The 21,551-nt window shown below is 38.9% G+C and carries 20 protein-coding genes; 7 read left to right on the plus strand and 13 right to left on the minus strand.

Annotated features, from left to right (window positions below; all coding sequences use genetic code 11):
• Entirely contained in the window at window positions 1-621 is a 621-nt protein-coding gene (locus ACN0TV_RS07740) for a DUF4230 domain-containing protein (protein WP_417361746.1), read from the plus strand.
• A gap of 296 nt (window positions 622-917) precedes the next feature.
• Here the strand turns inward: ACN0TV_RS07740 and ACN0TV_RS07745 are convergent, their stop codons facing one another.
• The 6 genes from ACN0TV_RS07745 to ACN0TV_RS07770 form a co-directional block, all read right to left on the minus strand.
• Complete coding sequence (locus ACN0TV_RS07745; protein WP_417361748.1) at window positions 918-1,385, minus strand: hypothetical protein; 468 nt, start codon at window positions 1,383-1,385, stop codon at window positions 918-920.
• Between the two features lie 56 nt (window positions 1,386-1,441).
• Entirely contained in the window at window positions 1,442-3,127 is a 1,686-nt protein-coding gene (locus ACN0TV_RS07750) for an XAC2610-related protein (RefSeq protein ID WP_417361750.1), read from the minus strand.
• A 54-nt stretch (window positions 3,128-3,181) separates the two neighbouring features.
• A complete protein-coding gene (locus ACN0TV_RS07755) occupies window positions 3,182-4,942 on the minus strand; it encodes an aromatic amino acid hydroxylase (protein WP_417361752.1) in 1,761 nt (586 codons plus the stop codon).
• A gap of 440 nt (window positions 4,943-5,382) precedes the next feature.
• Window positions 5,383-5,949 carry a DUF4136 domain-containing protein gene (locus ACN0TV_RS07760; RefSeq protein WP_417361754.1) on the minus strand — a complete coding sequence of 189 codons (567 nt, stop codon included), beginning with the start codon at window positions 5,947-5,949 and terminating at the stop codon, window positions 5,383-5,385.
• 23 nt (window positions 5,950-5,972) lie between these two features.
• A complete protein-coding gene (locus ACN0TV_RS07765) occupies window positions 5,973-7,961 on the minus strand; it encodes a urocanate hydratase (RefSeq protein WP_417361756.1) in 1,989 nt (662 codons plus the stop codon).
• Window positions 7,962-8,009: 48 nt separating this feature from the next.
• Window positions 8,010-8,162, minus strand: coding sequence for a DUF5522 domain-containing protein (locus ACN0TV_RS07770; RefSeq protein WP_417361758.1), 153 nt, complete (start codon window positions 8,160-8,162; stop codon window positions 8,010-8,012).
• Between the two features lie 91 nt (window positions 8,163-8,253).
• Here ACN0TV_RS07770 and ACN0TV_RS07775 point away from each other — a divergent pair, with 91 nt between their 5' ends.
• The 4 genes from ACN0TV_RS07775 to hemL all read left to right on the plus strand — a co-directional run bounded on the left by ACN0TV_RS07775 (window position 8,254) and on the right by hemL (window position 11,635).
• Window positions 8,254-8,580: a hypothetical protein gene (locus tag ACN0TV_RS07775; RefSeq protein WP_417361760.1), complete on the plus strand. Its 327-nt coding sequence runs from the start codon at window positions 8,254-8,256 to the stop codon at window positions 8,578-8,580.
• A gap of 62 nt (window positions 8,581-8,642) precedes the next feature.
• On the plus strand, window positions 8,643-9,536 hold the full coding sequence (locus ACN0TV_RS07780) for a 1-aminocyclopropane-1-carboxylate deaminase/D-cysteine desulfhydrase (protein WP_417361762.1): 894 nt from the start codon (window positions 8,643-8,645) through the stop codon (window positions 9,534-9,536).
• Window positions 9,536-10,339 (plus strand): glucosaminidase domain-containing protein, encoded by an 804-nt coding sequence (locus ACN0TV_RS07785; RefSeq protein WP_417362203.1) that lies wholly within the window; start codon window positions 9,536-9,538, stop codon window positions 10,337-10,339. The genes ACN0TV_RS07780 and ACN0TV_RS07785 overlap by 1 nt, the downstream gene beginning before the upstream one ends.
• A gap of 12 nt (window positions 10,340-10,351) precedes the next feature.
• The gene (gene hemL, locus ACN0TV_RS07790; RefSeq protein WP_417361764.1) at window positions 10,352-11,635 is read left to right on the plus strand and encodes a glutamate-1-semialdehyde 2,1-aminomutase; all 1,284 of its coding nucleotides are present in this window, start codon (window positions 10,352-10,354) and stop codon (window positions 11,633-11,635) included.
• Between the two features lie 42 nt (window positions 11,636-11,677).
• Here the strand turns inward: hemL and ACN0TV_RS07795 are convergent, their stop codons facing one another.
• Entirely contained in the window at window positions 11,678-11,824 is a 147-nt protein-coding gene (locus tag ACN0TV_RS07795; RefSeq protein WP_417362205.1) for a type II toxin-antitoxin system Phd/YefM family antitoxin, read from the minus strand.
• Between the two features lie 393 nt (window positions 11,825-12,217).
• On the opposite strand from ACN0TV_RS07795, the gene ACN0TV_RS07800 reads away from it, so the two are divergent.
• Window positions 12,218-12,559, plus strand: a complete 342-nt coding sequence (locus tag ACN0TV_RS07800; protein ID WP_417361766.1) for a hypothetical protein — start codon at window positions 12,218-12,220, stop codon at window positions 12,557-12,559.
• A 129-nt stretch (window positions 12,560-12,688) separates the two neighbouring features.
• On the opposite strand, the gene ACN0TV_RS07805 is transcribed toward ACN0TV_RS07800, so the two are convergent.
• Together ACN0TV_RS07805 and ACN0TV_RS07810 are read right to left on the minus strand one after the other, a co-directional pair.
• Window positions 12,689-13,450: an ABC transporter ATP-binding protein gene (locus ACN0TV_RS07805; protein ID WP_417361768.1), complete on the minus strand. Its 762-nt coding sequence runs from the start codon at window positions 13,448-13,450 to the stop codon at window positions 12,689-12,691.
• Window positions 13,450-14,187, minus strand: a complete 738-nt coding sequence (locus tag ACN0TV_RS07810; protein ID WP_417361770.1) for an MlaE family ABC transporter permease — start codon at window positions 14,185-14,187, stop codon at window positions 13,450-13,452. Before ACN0TV_RS07810 ends, ACN0TV_RS07805 begins: the two co-directional genes overlap by 1 nt.
• A gap of 116 nt (window positions 14,188-14,303) precedes the next feature.
• Between ACN0TV_RS07810 and pafA the strand changes: the two genes are divergently transcribed.
• The gene (gene pafA, locus ACN0TV_RS07815) at window positions 14,304-15,950 is read left to right on the plus strand and encodes an alkaline phosphatase PafA (RefSeq protein ID WP_417361772.1); all 1,647 of its coding nucleotides are present in this window, start codon (window positions 14,304-14,306) and stop codon (window positions 15,948-15,950) included.
• A 108-nt stretch (window positions 15,951-16,058) separates the two neighbouring features.
• Here the strand turns inward: pafA and ACN0TV_RS07820 are convergent, their stop codons facing one another.
• From ACN0TV_RS07820 to gcvP, 4 genes are all read right to left on the minus strand, one after another.
• The gene (locus tag ACN0TV_RS07820; RefSeq protein ID WP_417361774.1) at window positions 16,059-16,916 is read right to left on the minus strand and encodes a glycosyltransferase; all 858 of its coding nucleotides are present in this window, start codon (window positions 16,914-16,916) and stop codon (window positions 16,059-16,061) included.
• 13 nt (window positions 16,917-16,929) lie between these two features.
• Entirely contained in the window at window positions 16,930-17,460 is a 531-nt protein-coding gene (locus ACN0TV_RS07825) for a methyltransferase (RefSeq protein WP_417361776.1), read from the minus strand.
• 1 nt (window position 17,461) lies between these two features.
• A complete protein-coding gene (locus ACN0TV_RS07830) occupies window positions 17,462-18,517 on the minus strand; it encodes a 3-oxoacyl-ACP synthase III family protein (protein ID WP_417361778.1) in 1,056 nt (351 codons plus the stop codon).
• 151 nt (window positions 18,518-18,668) lie between these two features.
• Entirely contained in the window at window positions 18,669-21,518 is a 2,850-nt protein-coding gene (gene gcvP, locus ACN0TV_RS07835) for an aminomethyl-transferring glycine dehydrogenase (RefSeq protein ID WP_417361780.1), read from the minus strand.
• Window positions 21,519-21,551: the final 33 nt, after the last annotated feature.

The following is a 21,551-nucleotide window of genomic DNA, read 5'->3' on the forward strand; positions in this document are numbered from 1 at the left end:
ATGAGAAAAATCTTATTTGGAATCTGTATTACGTTGTTTTTGCTCTGGATGTTTCAGTGGTATAAAAGCTATCAGCAACGTTCTGAACACCTAAAACAAAGTACAGCACTGATCCAAAAGCAGGTTAACAATGTTAGTAAGCTGGTCGTTACCGAAGGGCATTTTTCTCAGGTCTTTAATTACGAGCAATCCGAAAAGATATTTGCGAATCTATTGACCACCAAAAAAAGAGCTCTCGTCGTGGTTAATGCTGAAGTAAGTATAGCCTATGACTTGAGTAAAGTGAGCTTTGAGGTAGATCAGGAGAAAAAGACCCTATACATTACCAAGATTCCGGAAGCGGAAGTTAAGATTTCACCAGATATAGAATATTACAACACCTCAGGGGATTATTTAAACCCTTTTGATGCTGAAGATATCAATAAGATCAAAAGGGAAGTTACTTCCAAAATCGCACAAAAAGTTGAAGACTCTGGTCTCAAAGAAAATGCACAAAATAGATTATTGACGGAGATGTCAAAATTTTATGTACTCACCAACTCTTTGGGATGGACATTGGTATACAATGAAACTCCTGTAACCAATGATGATTACTTGAAAAGTCTTGATTTTAAGGGTTAACTACCACTTGATATTTCATCTGAATATTGTCTAAGTATTTGAATTTAAGCTTAAAAACTTAGTACGTTTGGAAAAATTCGAATTCAAATAGTTCGATCTCCATAATTATATAATAATTACTTTAAGTCTCAAGAGTAGAATTTCACTTAAGTATATGAGACGGTTTTAATGAGAGGGTAGTTTGTGTTAATTTTAATGGTATAAGTATTTTAGTAGATATAGAAGATTTGTCGTCTGGGAAAGCAGTTGAAGGTAGGCCAACGGAATTCAAAAAAGGAAGAATCCTTAGTCAATATTTAACATGCATATTTTTCCAATTGCCCAATTAGATAACTTCCGGCAAGTAAAAATCCAACGAAGAGAAGAGGTAATAGGAACTTTAGTATTAAATAAGTGCTATTCATTTTTTTTAATTCTTCTTGAGTTGTTTCCAAGGGAATTATATCTTTAAAAATAGGCTTAAGGTGCGACTTGGCGATATAACCATAAGTTGCTAGAAATAAAAGTGTGATTGGTATTGCGAAAAGATTTCCTTCCAAGATCCTGCTGGTGTTGAAAACACACGGCCCGAATAGAAGTAAACTACTATAAAAATAGAGTAATAGTACAAAGCCACCAATGCTATTTCTAACAGCGAAGTAGGTTACTTCTTGAGCCCTTTCTAAGCTGATGTTTTCCCTTATAGAGACGCTGCCATAATCATATCCTTTGTTGTAAATAACGGTTATGAACCACTGGTAGGTATAGATTAAGATAAGCTTCATAGTAGGATTTAATCTCGGTGGAGTTTGCTGATTTTATCTTTTCTAATTCTAAGTGGCTAATTTCTCTTGCCAATTTGGTTACTGACCCAACTTAAGAATTGATTTTTGAAATCAGTGGAACTCCATTGTTCTGCCTTGGCAACATCGCTAGCCTGTTCTACAACCGAATTGGAAACGGTTTTCTGGTAGTCAATGTTGATCTTATTACCCTTGTGGCTGGACCAGTAAGTTTCTCTATAGGCTATCCCCCCTCCGTCGGGCAGCATATTGACAATGCGAACGCTGTAATCATCTGCTCCAATTTTTGCTGTATAGATGGCTAGCTTGTTATCTTTGTCCAATAAAATATAAGGAGCTAGGGAAGGCCCTGTGAGGGTATCGTTTTTTTGAAATGTATTTAGCTGTTCATTATAGATGTAAGCTGCATAGGTAGCATTCCTATTTAAATCATAGCCTTCATGGAAACTCAGGTCATTGTAACCATCAAAATTGATGTCAAAGTCCCTAGGGTTAAATTCATGTTGGGAGAGTTGTGAAATTGCCGTTGGCTTTTTAATCACTGCCAAAGGCGCTTCAAAAACAACACTACTATCCGCATAACGGATCAGTTCTCGATTAGAAATGGATACTTCAATCGGATCTGGATTGGTGTTGGTTTTTCTAGTATAGCGCACCGAATAACGCCAAAGGAGTTTTTCATTATTCATAACAAAGTCCTTGCTATAAGTAAAAAAGGTGCTATCGATTAAGCTGGGATAATACTGTGGGTAATTTTGATGGGTTTGAAAAGAGTCAATACTTTTAAGTGTAAATTGAAACTCTTTGTTGTACAAGTATGTTCTTATTACAGAATCTTTAGTATAGCTCACCAGGTGCTTAGAGTCTTTGGTTAGTCGTTCTGCCAGCTGGGTTTGTTGAAAACTTTCATCACTTTTAAAGATACTGCTAATGATGACTTTTTCCTTAGGCTTTTTGATTTGACCACTTAAGGTAATATGGTCGCTCATGCCCTTGCTTCCTTGGACAATTAACTCTTCAAGGACACTGTTGTCATTACGATAATAGTAGTTGTCAATCTTAAGGTTTTGTCCGATTCGAAGCAATTCTTGTTCTCGGTAAATTTCAGCACCTTTGGATAGAGAATCCAATAAAGCATTCCCAGTGATGCGCTGGTCCTTTCTGATTGTGAAATACTTTTGCACGTTATCAATCGTAAACTTAAATTCTTTCTTAGGAAGTAAATCGTAATAGAAATTTCCAGTTTGAAGGCTTCGTTTAACGCTAATAGGTTCCTTTTCAAAATCGATATCATAGGCAACAAATCGATCTTGATCTGATTCGTAGGTATAGATCTTATATACCCCATCCTTTAGATGATCAATTCTAAATACGCTTCCTTGAATATCAGAGGTAACTGTTTGTTGATCCTTCAGAATCGCAGTCTGTTTAAATTCTTTTAGATTGTTTTCTTGTTTTGTTTTTCCATACAAATTAAGAGCGGTAAAGCTAGAATCGGATGGTCTTTTAATGACTCCCCTATAATACACGCTATCTGAGGTGCTAAGTCCATTATTTTTTATTCGAAGTAATTTTGAGACTAGTTCATCATCGTTTAGATGTATGGGCTCTTTTTGTTTTAAGCCTAAAGAATCGATAGCGCTATTACTATCTGCTTGCTCTTTATCGTTCTTACATGAAAAGATACATAAGGCGATACTGATGATAAATACTATTTTTTTCAAAATGGGCTATATATAGATTTGGGGATAAATTTATAAAACTTTTGGTGAATTGAGTTATTTGATCGTTACGGCTTGTTCAACTAATGCAATTCCGTCATCGATCAGGTGTCCAAATTCAGGGTATCGTTGTTTAATATCCTCGAGGTGCTGGGCTATTTCTAGAGCAAATTTTTCGTCAGAGGAGGTTTTGGCCAATTCATACAGCTCAATGGTTAATAACCATTGATCAGGAAAGCTACCTTGTATTTGTTCGAATACCTTGTGTCTGGAAATAGTTTTATTTTTCCCTTCTCTAAAATCGCGCACTTGTTGGTACAACGCTTCAAGTTGCAGTTGAGCTTCATTTTTAGGTTCTGCTCTCTCATCAGAAGAGCTTTGGTGTGTGATCAGATCAAAGCCCTTGAAGTCGGCTACGCCATTAAAGGCCGAAATTGCTTTTTTGCCGATGGCCATCTGATAAATCCCTTGTTGTGGTGAAAACAAAATGCGATTCTGATGTTTTACGGTACAGTTTTCAATACTGATCAGAATTATTTTACCCATTAAATTTCGGGTTCCTGTTATTATTTTACCATCGATATGAATGTCTCCTTCAAACTCAAGTTGAACATGGTGATCCTCATAAATGTTATAGGCTTTTAAGTCGCGGGGACTCATATCCTCTATTGCCAGGTTAATTCCTTTGAGTTTGCCAATTGGACTTCCAAATCCATTAGGGTAGCGATTGGTACCATGGCCTACGAGTTCCTCGTCCCTGTATGCTAAGGCTGTTTTACCTTTGGTTTGAAAGTAAATAGCTTCTCCTTGGTGTTCGATTACCTCTGTGAATACACCTGAAATTTGTATGCCTGTACTTAACTCTAAGGTGCCTAAAGCCTTTGAAGCGATGAGTTTTTTTATCCCAGATAAGCCGCCACGTCTAATAGCCATGGTATTGGCAAATTCTTCTAGAACTTGACTTAGGTGAGCAAAATCAGGGGTGACGTATAATTGAGGTTGTGGTTTTGTGATATCAAATCCTTGGTCTGCGGCTTCTAGGGTATAAGGTAACTTTTTAACCTGGTCTGTCATACACCATTTACTTTCACCGATAGAGGAGAGTAGACCTGCGCCATAGATCTTGGCGTGGGAAACACTTCCTATTAGGCCGTACTCAACGGTCCACCAGTGTAAATTTCGAATGCGTGCCATTTCACTGAGTTCAGTGGTCTGTTCTTGCAATTCATTTACTTTCATTTCTGCTGCTTCAATGGCTTTTAGATCAGGATTCTCCGCCTCTTTTAAAATGGATAAGCTGCGAACGGCCTGGTATATTTGATGATCTTGCTCGTTTGAAATAGCTTTGGCGCCAATCTCTCCAAATCTTCTAAGATATTCTGCGTATTCCGGATTGGCTATGATAGGGGCGTGGCCGGCACCCTCGTGTATGATATCTGGGGCAGGGGTGTATTGAATATGTTCAAGTTGCCTTATATCACTAGCGATAACAAGAACGTTATGCGCCTGAAATTCCATAAAGGCATTAGGGGGTATAAAACCATCGACAGCCACCGCTGCCCACCCTATATCTTTTAGGATGCGATTCATACCGTACATGCTTGGAATATGATCAATGGCAATCCCTGTTTTTTTTAAACCTTCAGTATAAGAATCGTGAGCTACTTTTTTTAAGTAATCCACGTTTTTTCGCATCACATACCTCCAAGTGGCTTGATTTATGGCAGAATAATGCTCATAATTCTGTGGCTTGATGTATTGTTTAAGATGCGCCGGTAGGCGATCTATTAATGGATTGCTTTGATAGTTTGAGTTCATTTCCACTTTTTTGTCTTTCTAAAGTTACAAAAGCATATTATAATCTACTAGAATTCAAATAAAAAAGCTGTTATTACCTGTCAATATTAGTTGGTGTCTTAATATAAGTATACGCCCTATCAAAAAGTTATTGATCTTGATTTTTGTGAACTACCCACCCACGCCAAAGGCGATGGGTGGGTAGTTCACGGGCATTGTTTAATGATAGGTATATAGAGGGATGCAAGCATAGTATTATAAACGTAATTATTCCAAATGCGTGTTGGTAAAGCCCGTATTAACTTCATTGACTACAAGACAAGATTTTTTAAAAACCTTTCTTAATTATGTGGAAACTAAAACTAAGCTATACTTCTCGGTGAACTTGAAATTAGTTACAAAAAAACCACGCGAATTAAGCGTGGTTTGTATTCAATTATTCTAATACTATGTTCACTAAACTATTCCCCTGAAACGCCGGCAACTCTGGTAGCTGGTTGTACCGGTGGGAATTGTTCGAGAATTTCTTTCACAAATTCTCTTATACGTTCTTCTTTTTTGGCTAGGTTACCACTGGTGATCAATGAACCTGTTCCTTTACCTTGCCATACGAGTTCTTTTTTATTCGCATCGATAAGATCGATATATAAAGACCCTTCTGTGTCTCTGGATACTGTATTGTAGCCCATTCCCCAATAAGGATTACCATACCATCCCCATCCCCAACCAACGTTGTTGTAGACATTGACACGATCCACTTCTTTGGTAAAGATACTTACCAATATATCTGGGTTTTCAGATAAGCGGTATCCTCTGGATTGCAATTCGTATTGGATAGATTTCAAGATTCGCTTGATATCCAAATCGGATATTTCTGCCTTATCAATTCCTGGTTTGTAAAACGCAAAGGTTTTGTATTGGTTAAAGTCGACGTGTCTGTCGTAGTCTGTGGCTACCTGAATAGAACTACAGGCTCCCATCAGGAGAGTTATGAGTAGTATTCCAGAAAATAATTTAATGGCTTTCATGGGAAATGTTTTTAGTTTTGAAATTATAATATCGTATCCAGTAAATCTTCATCTACGTGGTTTGGAAGAGGAACCTTTAAATTGGGTTCTACTTCCATAGCTCTTTTTATTGCAAATTCGGCCTCTTTATTTCGAGCCCAACTTCTTCTAGCAATACCGTTGTTTACATCCCAAAATAACATGGATTGTAAACGATTGCTAGCCTCTTTAGTACCATCAAGAACCATGCCGAAGCCTCCGTTAATAACCTCTCCCCAACCTACGCCACCGCCGTTGTGGATGCTCACCCAGGTAGCGCCTCTAAAGCTATCACCTATCACATTCTGTATGGCCATATCCGCAGTAAAACGTGAGCCATCATAAATGTTTGAGGTTTCACGATATGGAGAATCCGTTCCGCTGACATCGTGATGATCTCTACCTAAAATTACAAAACCTATTTCACTTTTTGAAATAGCTTGGTTAAAAGCTTCAGCAATTTTTATTCTTCCGACCGCATCTGCATATAAGATTCTCGCCTGAGAGCCTACCACTAGGCGGTTTTCTTCGGCTGATTTGATCCAGTGAATATTGTCTTGCAATTGTTGTTGGATTTCCACGGGAGCATCTTTTTTTAATTCTTCAAGTACCTTTACGGCGATTTGATCTGTTTTATGTAAATCTTCAGGCTTCCCGCTAGCACAGACCCAACGAAATGGGCCAAAGCCAAAATCGAAACACATAGGTCCCATAATATCCTGCACATAGCTAGGATATCTAAATGATTTTCCGTCTTTACTCATAATAGCTGCACCAGCCCTTGAAGCTTCAAGTAAAAAGGCATTACCGTAGTCAAAAAAGTAAGTGCCTTTGGCTGTATGCTTATTAATAGCTTCAGCTTGTCTTCGCAAACTCTGTTGAACCAATTCTTTGAATTTTTCACTCTCTTGAGCCATGAGCTCTTGAGCCTTTTCAAAAGAGATGCCTGCCGGATAGTATCCACCTGCCCATGGGTTGTGTAATGAAGTTTGGTCAGAACCCAAATCTATTTTTATGTTTTCATGATCAAATTTTTCCCATACCTCAACAATATTTCCTTGATAAGCTATAGATACCACTTCTTTATCTTGGATCGCCTGTTTAACTCTAGTTGTTAACTGATCTAAATCTTTGAGTACAATATCTACCCATCCTTGTGAATGGCGTGTTTCAATAGCCTTTGGATTTACCTCCGCACATACCGTGATACATCCAGCAATATTCCCTGCCTTGGGTTGGGCTCCACTCATCCCACCGAGTCCGGAGGTAACAAAGAGGCCACCTTTTGGACTTTTGCCAATTTTTCTAAAACCATTCAAAACTGTGATGGTAGTACCATGTACAATACCTTGTGGACCGATATACATATAACTCCCTGCCGTCATTTGTCCGTATTGGGTCACGCCAAGGGCATTGAATCTTTCCCAATCATCAGCTTTAGAATAATTGGGGATCATCATTCCGTTGGTCACTACTACTCTGGGCGCATTTTTATGGGAAGGAAATAAACCCATGGGGTGTCCACTATACATCACCAGAGTTTGCTCATTGGACATCTCTGCCAGATATTGTAATGTTAGGCGATACTGTGCCCAGTTTTGAAATACTGCCCCGTTACCTCCATAGGTGATGAGCTCATCAGGATGTTGGGCCACTTTGTGATCCAAATTATTCATAATCATCAGCATAATGGCTGCAGCCTGCTTGGATTTTGCCGGATACTGATCAATATCCCGGGCAAAAATAGGGTAGCTGGGTTTAAAACGATACATATAGATACGACCGTAGCGATCAAGTTCTTCCTTGAATTCTGGAAGAAGTTGTGGATGTAACTCAGCGTCGAAGTAACGTAGCGCATTTTTAAGCGCTAGCTTTTTCTCCTCAGCACTTAGAATATCTTTGCGCTTGGGGGCGTGGTTGACTTCAATATCGTAGGGTTTTAGTTCGGGGAGTTGTTTTGGTATGCCACATAATATTTCTTCTTGGAAAGTCATCGTTGTCTAGTTTAATATGTTGTGATTAGCTTGGCCTGAGTGGATGCATTAATCCTTGTTTTTGTCGTATCCGTATGGGCAATGTCTACAGCCACTTTTACAACAATAACCCCTCTTTAAGTGGTATTGTTCGGTAAACACCCTATAGCCTTCAGGAGAAAGATAGTAATCCCCTTCTTGGGCTGGAATAATTTTTTTCATCTTTAAAGCTGTAAATTAGATTATGCTATCTTTACAAAGATAACGGAAATGGAAAAATACAAATTACGCTTTACTTAAACCAAATTTTAATTTGATTCTGGTCTTTAAATACATATTGCCCAAACGTTATGATGGACTTACGCTTTGGCCGCTCATTATACTCAAGGAAAGCAAGCTTAAAAACGATGAAATTTTAATCAATCACGAGCGCATTCATCTCAGACAGCAGCTTGAGCTTTTGATTGTCTTCTTCTACCTCTGGTATTTGATTGAATGGATTATCGGAATGATTCGTTTTAGGAATTCTGTCAAAGCCTATAGAAATGTAAGTTTCGAAAAGGAAGCCTATGCCTGCGAATCTGATTTAAACTACTTGGGTAAGCGTCCCCGTTTTAGTTTTGTAAAGTATCTCTTTTAGCGGTTTTTGCCATTTTTATTGCATGAGGTTTGTTGTATCTTTGTTCGATTAAAAACCGGCGTTTGTACAATCAGCAAGTCAATTTACCGTTACTCACAAACAACGAAATTCAGTTGTTTGTTAAAAGAGAAGACCAGATACATCCGTTTATTTCAGGGAATAAATTTCGAAAACTGAAATACAACCTCGTTATGGCGAAAACTCAAGGTTTTGATTCTATTTTGACCTTTGGAGGTGCTTTTTCGAATCATATTGCAGCCACTGCATATGCAGGGATTGAGCAAGGATTTAAAACCATAGGTGTTATTAGGGGAGAGGAACTTCGTGCCAAGGCGGATAATGTTACTCTGGCTTTTGCAAAATCACATGGAATGGAACTTGATTTTGTCGACAGAGCGCAATACCGAAAGAAAGATTTAGTAGAATTTATAGAGGGACTTAGAAGAAAGTTTGGAAACTTTTACCTAATCCCTGAGGGAGGAACAAACGAATTGGCAGTGCGAGGATGCGAAGAAATATTAGAAGAACAGGATGCTGATTTTGATTATGTTTGCGTGGCCGTGGGAACAGGAGGGACAATCAGCGGTTTAATTAATAGCTTGAAAGGCCATCAACATGTTTTGGGATTTCCTGCATTAAGAGGAGATTTTTTACCATCAGAAATCCGTAAATTTGCCCGGTCGGAGCAGTGGGGCTTGATTAATGATTATCATTTTGGAGGTTATGCTAAAATTAACCGCGAACTGATAGAGTTTATCAATCAATTTAAACAGGATACAAGCATACCATTAGATCCTGTTTACACAGGGAAAATGATGTATGGAATTTTGGATCTTGTGAAAGACGGGTATTTTAGAAGCCCAGCTAAAATTCTAGCAATACATACTGGAGGCTTGCAAGGCATCCAAGGAATGAATCAAATTTTAAAACGAAAGAATTTACCATTATTGACATGATGATAAAAAAGATTTTTGTTGTTTTCGTATTGGTTTTATTAGCCAGTTGCGGTAGTAAAAAGAAAGCTTCTCAAGGAAATAGACATCCCAAAAAGGAGACCGTTAAAGTAAAGAGTGATCGCAATAGAGAATTAGACCGAGAAACTCAAACCCTAGAATCGACTTCTAGAACAACCGTATATACCGAGACCGTTGAAGATTACATCCGAGTCTATAGTCCTATTGCGGTACGTCAGATGCGCGAATTTGGTGTCCCTGCAAGTATAACACTTTCTCAAGGGATATTGGAAAGTGGTGCAGGTAAAGGTGAATTAGTTCGCAAAGCCAATAACCATTTTGGAATTAAATGTCATAAAGGATGGACAGGTGCTCGAGCCTATCACGATGATGATGCCAAAGGTGAATGTTTTCGTAAATATGATTACCCAGAGTTATCCTATGCAGACCACTCTAGGTTTTTAACCACAAGAAGCAGGTACGACTTTTTGTTTGATTTAAAACCAGATGATTATAAAGGTTGGGCAAGAGGCTTAAGAAAGGCAGGATACGCAACCGATAGACGTTATCCTGAAAAGTTGATTTCACTTATTGAACGCTATCGCCTTTATCAGTATGATGACCAGGCTATGGGGAAAAGATCCCGAAAAAGAGAGCATAAGTCAGACAGACAATACGTAGTAACAAAGGGGGATACGCTGTATTCTATTTCCCAGCGCTATGATATGTCGGTGGATGAATTAAAAAGAAAAAACGACTTGAGGGATAACACCATTCATGTCGGACAGGTATTATATTTAAATTAAAAAAAGATAACAATGCTTTATAAAAGAAGTAGTGCCCTTTTTGCTGAGGCCAAAAAATACATTCCAGGTGGTGTAAACTCACCTGTTAGAGCTTTTAATGCGGTTGGTGGAGAACCTATATTTGTAAAGAAAGCTAAAGGGGCTTATTTGTACGATGAAGATGATCGTACCTATATCGATTATATCGCCTCATGGGGTCCAATGATTCTTGGGCATGCTTTTGAGCCTGTTGTCAATAGCGTTATCGAAAAGGCGACACTTGGAACTTCCTTTGGTATTCCGACCAAGATAGAGACCGACATTGCGAAATTAGCAGTATCCATGGTGCCAAATATCGATAAGATACGATTCGTCAACAGTGGAACGGAAGCTTGTATGAGCGCTGTTCGTTTGGCTAGAGGATTTACTTCTAGGGATAAAATCATAAAATTCGCAGGGTGTTACCACGGCCATTCTGATTCTTTCTTGATTCAGGCAGGTAGTGGAGCAGTTACCTTTGGAAGTCCTAATAGTCCCGGGGTTACTCAAGGAACAGCTATGGATACTTTACTTGCTAATTACAATGACTTGGAGAGTGTTCAGCAACTTATTGCTGCAAATACCGGGGAGGTCGCTGCCATAATTATAGAACCTATAGCAGGGAATATGGGATGTGTTATCCCGGAAGAAGGCTTTTTGAAAGGCTTACGAGAGCTTTGTAATCAGAACGGTATATTGCTCATTTTTGATGAGGTAATGACCGGGTTTAGATTAGCAAAAGGTGGAGCTCAGGAATTTTTAGGAATTGACGCTGATATCGTAACCTTTGGAAAGGTAATCGGTGGAGGTCTTCCTGTTGGTGCTTTTGCAGCTAGAGATGAAATTATGAGCTTCCTTGCGCCACTTGGACCAGTTTATCAAGCGGGTACACTTAGTGGTAATCCGTTAGCGATGGCTGCAGGTTTTGCAATGCTTAATCATTTAACAGAGCACCCTGAAGTATTCCATAGCTTGGCAGACAAAACCGCTTACCTACACAGAGGATTACAAGAAGTACTTTCTCAAACCGATGTTCCGAGTTCCATCAACACCATCGGGTCTATGATATCCGTTCATTTTACAGACAAGGTTGTTGATTTCAGTACTGCTGCCAATGGGAACAATGACTACTTTAAGAAGTTTTTCCACGGTATGCTTGAACAAGGAATATACCTTCCTCCATCTGCCTTTGAGAGCTGGTTCCTCAACGACGCATTGAGTTATGAAGACTTAGATCGAACCATTGCAGCAGCTTCTAAGGTAGTGCAAGATTTTTAAAATAGGGCGTCCTATAAAGTAATTGGGGAAAAGTAAGGGGTACTACTTTTCCCTTTCAAGTTCTTGGATGGATTTTAATAGTACTTCTCTGTTTTTCCCTGTTAAGGGATAGTTTGTTTCCTTTAAGGATTTGTATTTGTCGATCGACATTATTACAACATCTTTACTGTCATTACGGTTGATGAGGATGTCACATGAATCATTGGTTTAACAAAGTAACCAATGATTTGGATTTGATTGAAATTCTGTGTAGATTACTTGTTTCATAATGCAAAGTGCTTCAATACGTATTTTTAAACGTATTAGATGATACTCTTAAATATCCTCAGAAATCTTTTTTGCCAAGGTTCACTTTTTAATTGTCATTAAAATTTTTAGCACCCTTGTTTCTAAGACGATAATGTTTTTAGAATTTGATTTTGTCAGAATTGCCTTGATTGGTGTTATTTGACAAGGTTTTGTTCCGTTAGTCGATTGTGTCATAGGAAAAACACCCTTTTAAAATCAAGGTTTTACCTCTGTTTTTCCCCTGATTGATTCTTTAGATTTGTTTCATAACAAACCAACTTAATACTTAAGATCATGACTGCATTGAATTTCAAAATCGACAGGACTAACATCGATACGGAACCCAAAGACATTCTTTGGAATGGTAAAAAGATTCCGATCAAAGGAACGATGATTAGTAGTGGGATGTCCTATCGTTTTATGATCTATTTCGTAGATCGCAAATACGCTAACATACCCTCTACCTATATGGAGCACCAACGACTTGTTGTAAAGTTTGTTCCAGTAGATGAAATCCACAATTACTTTAGCGTGGCAGAATGTAAAAATAAGACAGTGTACGGGTATTTTAATTTAGAATGCCCTGAGCTTAATTGTATTTCAATTAATCAACCAGTGCGTGAGCTTTGTTACTAACTACCAATATCCTATTATGCATTCGTTCAAAAGGATAGAAGTTAAATGTTTCATGGATTGTATTTGCCGATCCTGTTTTAAAATCATTTAGAGCGGGATCGTCAGATATATCTTAGTTAGTATTGTGCTTTACTTTTTAAGATAAACTTCTCGAACTTTCTTAAATAGATCAGAGGAATAAACAAAGTCTGTTACGGTTTTGTTTTCTGTAATGAAAATTTCTTCGTTGGTACCTTCCCAGGCCTTTAAGCCGTCTTTTAAGAATAAGATCTTTTCTCCGATTTCCATCACAGAGTTCATATCGTGGGTGTTGATCACAGTTGTGATATCGTATTCTTTGGTGATTTCCTGGATGAGGTTATCGATTACGATGGCAGTCTTTGGATCCAAACCTGAGTTTGGTTCGTCACAGAATAGATACTTTGGCTGGTTGACAATAGCTCGGGCAATTGCAACACGTTTCTGCATTCCTCCTGAAATCTCAGAGGGTAATTTATGATCCGCATCAATAAGGTTGACACGCGCCAATACTGTTGCCGCTCGGTCTCTCATTTCCTCCTTAGTTAGGCTTGTAAACATCCGAAGCGGGAACATGACATTTTCAATTACAGTCATGGAATCAAAAAGTGCACTACCTTGGAAAACCATACCCATTTCTTGTCGAAGCTGGGTTTGCTGTTCTTCGTCCATTTGTGAGTAATCCTGGTTGTTGTAAATAATTCTACCTTCATCAGGTTGGTGCAGTCCTAAAAGACATTTGAGAAACACCGTTTTTCCAGAACCACTTTGACCAATAATGAGGTTGGTTTTACCCTTGTCAAAACAACTTGAGATTCCTTTGAGCACCTGGGTGCCTCCAAATGATTTATGTAAGTCTTCTACCTTGATCATTATCCTAAGAGTAATTGAGTGAGTACATAGTTGGCTATAATAATAGCAACACTGGTCCAAACGAAAGAAGAGGTACTTGCTTTTCCAACCTCTAGAGCGCCACCTTTCATATAATATCCATAAAACGATGGTATGGTTGCTAATAAAAATGCGAACACCAAAGTTTTTGCAAATGCATATATAACATGAAAGGTATTAAAATCAATTTGTAAACCGTGGATGAATTGTTCGTTGGTGCTATACCCTCCAAACACTGCAGCCATCCAACCCCCAAGGATTCCCATATACATGGCAATCGCAATGACAAAAGGGTAAAGCATCAGCGCGACTATCTTCGGAAGCACTAAGTAATTGAGTGAGTTTATACCCATAACTTCTAGAGCATCGATTTGCTCAGTAACGCGCATGGTTCCGATACTAGAGGTGATGTATGATCCAACCTTACCAGCCATGATGATAGAGGTGAAGGTCGGAGCAAATTCTAAGATCACGGATTGTCTTGTAGTAAACCCAACAAGATATTTAGGGATAAGAGGATTGCTGATATTAAGAGCCGTCTGTATAGAGACAACTCCTCCAATAAAAAAGGAAATAAATATAATAATACCCAAGGAACCGAATATGAGGTCATCGATATCCTTTAAAATAAGTTTTTTTAGCATCGGCCACTTGGTGATTCTACTAAAAACTTCCCTTAGCATTATAAAATACCGGCCAATATTTTCCAAATATACCATAAAACAAAAATAGTATAGTTAATGAGAATAATATACACTAAGTAGGCTTTTAATCATAATTTTAACTTTGACCCTATTTTTAAAATAGTAGCTTTGTGTTATTCAACAGAGTTATTATGAAAAAATATCTTTTACTCAGCCTATTTTGTGCTGGGATAATTAGCGCGAGCGCTCAAACTAAAGAAGAAGTAAAACCTTTTACTAAACCTAAACTAGTAGTCGGAATCGTAGTGGATCAGATGCGTTATGATTATTTAGTTCGCTTTTGGGATCGGTATCAAGAGGGTGGATTTAAGCGATTGGTCAATGAAGGCTTTAATTGTAAAAACAATCACTTTAACTATATTCCTACTTATACCGCGGTTGGTCACAGTTCTGTTTATACTGGTACAACACCAAAAGCACATGGGGTCATCGGAAATAATTGGTATGATAAAGTAGAAGACAGAATGGTGTACTGTACAGAAGATGCTAAAGTAAATTCTGTAGGTACAGAATCGGATGCCGGTAAAATGTCGCCTTGGAGAATGACATCTTCTACCATGACTGACCAATTAAAATTGGCTACAGTTTCTAAAGGAAAGGTGATTGGGGTGTCTGTAAAGGATAGAGGATCTATATTGCCGGCTGGACATGCTGCTGATGCAGCCTATTGGTTCCACGGTAGTGATGAAGGGGTTTGGATTACTAGTGATTATTATATGGAAGAACTTCCAAAGTGGGTTAAGAAATTTAATAAATCAGATGCGGCAGAAAGCTATAAAAAAGTTTGGAATACCCTTTATGATATCGATACCTATACCCAAAGTATTGCTGATCAGAACCCTTATGAGGGTGCTTTTAAAGTAGAAAAAGCAGCTGTTTTTCCACATGATCTGCCCGCAATATGGGATGAGAATGGAAAGTTTGATTTAATCAAAGGTGTGCCTTTTGGAAATTCTTTAACTGCAGATTTTGCTATGGCTGCCATAGAAGGGGAAGACATGGGTAAAGATGAAATTACAGATTTTCTTGCATTAAGTTTTTCGTCCTCTGATTATGTTGGTCACCGCTACGGTGTTAGTGCTGTAGAAACTGAGGATATGTATCTTCGATTGGATCAAGACATTGCCAGACTATTGGAGTTTTTGGATAAAAAGGTTGGCCAAGGTGAATATACGGTATTCTTAACCTCTGATCATGCGGCGGTTGAGGTTCCAGCTTATTTAGAGGATTTAAAAATTCCTGGAGGTTATGTGAGTAACAAAGAGTTTCATGCAAAGTTAAATGAATTCTTAACAGAGACCTTTAATAGTGATGCGCTGATCAAGAACATTTCTAATGGACAAATATTTTTAGATCAAGAAGTAATTAAAGGACTAGGTATAACTTCAAGAGTGATAGAGGATGCTATTGTGAATGAAATTAAAAACTACGATCATGTTGCTCAGGCCTACACAGGCTACGCAATGCGTAATACAGAATTCACCAAAGGGATTGCCGCAAAATTACAAGAGGGTTATAATTTTAGACGCTCCGGTGATGTTGTATTTGTTTGGGATGCTGGGTACTTAGCCACTAGTTCTCGTACCGGGACTTCTCACGGATCTGGATATGCATATGATACGCATGCACCACTACTGTTCTTTGGTAAGGGAATTAAGCATGGTGAGACGGTGAAAAGAACAGAGATTCCTGATATCGCAAATACCATCTCAGCTCTATTAGGGATTGCTTTCCCGAGTGGTAAAAATGGAGAGCCTATTAGTGAAGTACTTGAGTAAAGACTTGATAAGATCATTAAAATTGTATGCACCTCTTGGGGAACAAAACCAAGGGGTGTTTCTTTTAGGTGCTAATTAATCTTTACAGTTCTTCAGTACTGTGAAGAATTAGCTGAGCCCGAGTTGTCCTTTTATATTCTTCCAACGATAGGCACGAATAAATTCAGCTTCTTCTTTGCTCACAATTAGAGGGACGTGATCATTTTTTGCCTTGAAATAGCCGCTAAGATTGTCGAGGACCACCTTTGGCCTTTTATTCATCAGCGCCATTTTAATCGAGGCTATAAAGGTTAATACAAATCCATAGCCCATGGTGTACATCGCCTTTCCTTGAAGTAACCTCGCTTTTTTGTTATAGGACTTTCCAGTAGGCCGTAGGTGCTTTACTTTTAAAGATTCAATACTTTGTATACGATACCCTTGATACCTTGCTAAAAGTTCATCCAAGGTATCCCAACCCATGGCGCATCGCAATCCTTTAATCGCTTTAAAGGTCTCTTTGGTGTAGGCTTTAAAGGCGCCTCTAATATGATCCTTATGCATGGGATGATTCAGTAGCCAATTCCCATGTTGATCTTCCTCGTAAGCAAATCCGCCTGCGATTCCAATACTAGGATCTTTTGCAAACACTTCTGCAACTTTTCTGAAATAGTTTTTGGGTAAAATAATATCCGCATCCAGTTTTACGATAAAATCATAATTTTCGTCAAGCTGTTCAAGTCCCTTATTAAATGCGTTGACGACCTTGCTTCCGGGCATATGAGCCTCAGAAGAGGCGGTGTTCAGCTTGTTGATTATGGTGTGTTCTTGGGCAAATTGATCGATAAGCTGTTCTGTGTCATCAGTAGAATGATCATTGACAACTATGACTTTTTCCGGAAGTAAGCTTTGATCTACCAGGCTTTGAAGTGTCTTTTGAATAAAACCAGCTTCATTATGTGCTGGGATAACCACGTAATATTTCATGAGCTTTACGGAATTATTGGTTCTTTACGCGCTCGGCATAGATCAAATAATAACGATGCGTGAAGTTCCTTAGTAAGGGACGAAATCCAAGTTTTTTCACAGGGTTGGTAAATTTCTCTGTTTTTTTGATTTGCCATCCGGTTTTCTCTAATAACCAATCGAACTGCCAGTCTTCGAATTCGTGATAATGCCTATCCCAAGGATCAGTCTTGCTTCTATAGGCCTGAGAAAACCATAAGCGAAGTGGAACGGAGGCGACGAGTTTATCGGCTTTTACTGCTTTTAATAAATTAAAAGGAGCCAATAAATGTTCGAATATTTCAAAGGCGGTTACCGCTTCAACTTGAGCGTTTTCGACTACTTTATAGTCAACATCCAAGTCCTCTCCTGTGGTATTGATTACTTCATACCCCCTTTGTTGCATGAGTGCGCTGAAAGGATTGTGCACCCCTAAGTCCAGGATTTTAGCTGGCTTGGGTAGCGTGTCTTCCAGGAATTCAATTGTTTTTTTATAACGTTTGCTCGGAAAGCTATTTTCGTACATATCAATATTTATAAACCAGCGCATTGATGTTCATTCCTGCGCCTACGCTTGCAAATATAATAACATCTCCTTTATGTAATTCCTGGTTTTCCATGTTTCCTTTTCGTACCATATCAAAAAGTGTGGGAATGGTGGCTACCGAACTGTTTCCCAGAGTGTGGATGTTCATCGGCATGATGTACTTTGGAACTGAACTATTGTACTGTCGATAAAACCGCTTCAATATGGCATCGTCCATTTTTTCGTTGGCTTGATGCAAAAATATTTTTTTAACATCCGCTATGGCTACTCCGCTGTTATCTAAACATTCCTTCATGGCTTTGGGGACATGAGTGACGGCAAATTCATAGATTTTGCGTCCGAACATTTTAATGTACTTTCTGTTGTCTGTTTCTTCTTTGTTATACGATTCTCCAAAGAAAAGATAATAGGCCTCTTCTGAAGTATAGGTAGCTGAGAGTTGTGATAGAATACCTTCTTCTGAGGAAGCAGACAAAACTGCTGCTCCTGCACCATCGGCATAGATCATAGAATCCCGATCGTGTTTGTCAATGATTCTGGAGAGGGTTTCAGTACCGATGACTAAGCAGTTTTTTGCCATTTTTGCTTTTATAAATGCTGTGGCATGATTACAACCCTCAATCCAACCTGGACATCCGAATAATAGGTCATAAGCGACACATTTAGGATTTTTAATACCTAAGGCGTGTTTTACACGAGTGGCCATACTTGGAACGGTGTCAGCCTGCACGGTTCCACTAGCGACGTCTCCAAAATTATGCGCTACTATAATGTAGTCCAAGGTTTCTTTGTCAATCTTAGCATCTTCAATGGCTTTTTCAGCAGCTAAAAATGCGATGTCTGAGCTGTTCTGATCTTCTCTGACATAGCGCCTTTGCTGTATACCGGTAATGGATTCAAACTTTTCAATAATTTCGGCATTATCACTGCCAAAGGTACTACCGTCTGTATTGAGAAAACCGTGATCCAAGAAATCTTCATTCTTTGTAATGACTGGAGGGATGTAAGATCCAGTACCAATAATCCTTGTCTGCATAAAGTCTATATTTTCTTAAAGATAAGTTATGTTTTGGAGAAATTAACCTGAATATTCGTGTAATTACGATGTTCAAGCTCGAATTTTTTGCAAAGAAAATAGCCTCCTGATCTTCAGAAGGCTAGATTATAATATATGATGTATGGATATTCTAGGCTTCCATATAAGCTTCAATAGGAGGGCAGGTACACATTAAATTACGATCTCCATAAGCTTCGTCCACACGACGTACTGTAGGCCAGAATTTGTTTTCGGCTACGTAGGCTAGTGGATAAGCGGCCTCAGTTCTGCTATAAGGGTATTCCCAAATATCTGCGGTGACCATTCTCAGCGTATGAGGCGCATTTTTTAACACGTTTTCCGCATCGATATCTGTGATTTGCTCAATTTCATTTTTGATGGCAATTAAGGCTTCACAGAAACGGTCTAATTCAGCAACGCTTTCACTTTCTGTAGGCTCAATCATTAGTGTGCCTGCTACCGGGAAAGAAACTGTAGGTGCGTGGAACCCGTAATCGATCAAACGTTTGGCGATGTCAGTAACTTCAATTCCTTTGGCTTTAAAAGACCTACAGTCAATAATCATTTCGTGAGCAGCTCTTCCTTTTTCACCAGTGTATAATATCTCAAAGGTGCCTTCAAGTTTTGATTTGATGTAGTTGGCATTTAAAATCGCGGCACAGGTAGATTTTTTAAGACCATTACGTCCTAGCATTTTGATGTAACCGTAAGAGATTAAACAAACCAATGCACTTCCAAAAGGAGCAGATGAAATAGATTCTATAGCGTTCTCTCCACCAGTCTTGATTATAGGATTGGAAGGTAAGAACTCCACTAAGTGTGGTGCAGCACAAATAGGCCCTACACCTGGTCCACCACCACCGTGAGGGATAGAGAATGTTTTGTGTAGGTTCAAGTGACAAACGTCAGCCCCAATGGTTGCCGGATTGGTAAGTCCAACCTGTGCATTCATGTTTGCACCGTCCATATACACTTGACCACCATTGTTGTGGATGATTTCTGTGATTTCTTTAATAGAAGATTCAAATACCCCATGGGTAGAAGGATAAGTTACCATTAAGGCAGCCAATTCATCCTTGTATTTTTCAGCCTTATCGCGTAGATCTTGAAGGTCGATATTACCTCTTTCGTCTGTTTTGGTAACCACCACTTTAAAGCCTGCAAGCGCAGCCGACGCTGGATTGGTACCGTGAGCAGAGGCCGGGATGAGGCATATGTTTCTATGACCTTCCCCTCTAGAATCGTGGTAGGCTCTAATAACCATTAAACCACTAAATTCACCTTGTGCTCCAGAATTTGGTTGAAGCGAAGTTCCTGCAAAACCAGTGATCACATTGAGTTGGTGTTCTAGTTCTTTTAGAACTTCTATATACCCTGCGGCCTGATCTATAGGAACAAACGGGTGAATGTTACCCCACTCCTCCCAACTGATTGGGAGCATTTCTGAAGCTGCATTTAATTTCATAGTACATGAACCAAGAGCTATCATAGAGTGGTTAAGCGATAAATCTTTTCGTTCTAATTTTTTGATGTAACGCATAAGTTCAGTCTCGGAGTGGTATAGGTTAAATACCTCGTTCTCCATAAAAGTGCTTACTCTTTGATTTGCCTCTGAAATGGTAGTTTCTTCTGCGAGTTCTGTAATTTCTACGGTGCTTTTTCCGACTGCATCTGCGAATATCTTAACTATAGTATTTAAATCGGAAAGGCTTACGGTCTCATTCAATGAAATACTAACCTTGGTGCTGTCTGGATATAAAAAGTTGATTTGTTGTGCTTCTGCAAGAGTTCTTACTTTTGCTGCGTCTGCTTCAATGAGCAAGGTGTCAAAATAAGAGGCATTGTTTTGCTGATACCCTAATTTTTTTAGTGCATTGCTTAAGGTTACAGTTGAATGGTGTACCTTGTCTGCAATATACTTCAATCCTTTAGGGCCGTGATAAACTGCGTACATACCAGCCATAACCGCTAGAAGTACTTGAGCAGTACATATGTTTGAGGTAGCCTTATCTCTTTTGATATGTTGTTCACGGGTTTGGAGGGCCATACGAAGACCTACTCTACCGTCCATATCTTTGGTTACTCCAATGATCCTTCCTGGGATATTCCTTTTGTAGGCATCCTTGGTAGCAAAATAAGCAGCGTGTGGACCACCATATCCTAGTGGGATACCAAAACGCTGTGTAGTTCCAACAACTACTTCAGCTCCAAATTCACCTGGAGGAGTTAGGTTGACTAAGCTTAAAATATCTGCAGCAACGGCTACTTTTATTTCGTTTTCATTGGCCTTAGCCACAAACTCGCTGTAGTTGTAAACCGCTCCAAATTTTCCAGGATATTGAAGTAAAGCTCCAAAATAGGCTCTTGAGAAATCAAAATTCTCGTTAGAATCAATACACAGTTCAATTCCTAGAGGTTCTGCATGAGATTTAAGGATAGAAATTGTCTGAGGGAGAACCTGGTCAGAGACGAAGAATTTAATGGCTTCGTTTTTCTTCTGATCGCGGCTTCTTACACTAAAGAGCATAGACATAGCCTCAGCAGCTGCCGTACCTTCATCAAGTAAGGAAGCATTGGCAATTTCCATTCCGGTCAAATCACAAAGCATGGTTTGGAAATTTAATAAAGCCTCTAAACGACCTTGAGCTATCTCCGCTTGGTAAGGTGTATAGGCGGTATACCAACCCGGATTTTCTAGAATATTTCTTTTAATTACTGAAGGGGTAATGGATTCATTATACCCTAATCCTATATATGTTTTGAATACCTTATTCTTTCTTGCTAGGGTTTTTAAATGACCTAGATACTCATATTCAGACATTGCAGGGGGTAAGTCCAATTCGTTCTTCAGCCTGATCCCTTCAGGGACAGTTTGTGCTATAAGTTCTTCAATAGTGCTGACTCCAATTAGGCCAAGCATGCTATTTAAATCTTCTTCTTGAGGTCCAACATGACGAGTAACAAAAGAATCTGTTTTCATACTAATCCGCTAATAATGTTATATTTTGCCCAA

It is taken from the genome of Galbibacter sp. (assembly GCF_048266365.1).
Taxonomy (GTDB): domain Bacteria; phylum Bacteroidota; class Bacteroidia; order Flavobacteriales; family Flavobacteriaceae; genus Galbibacter.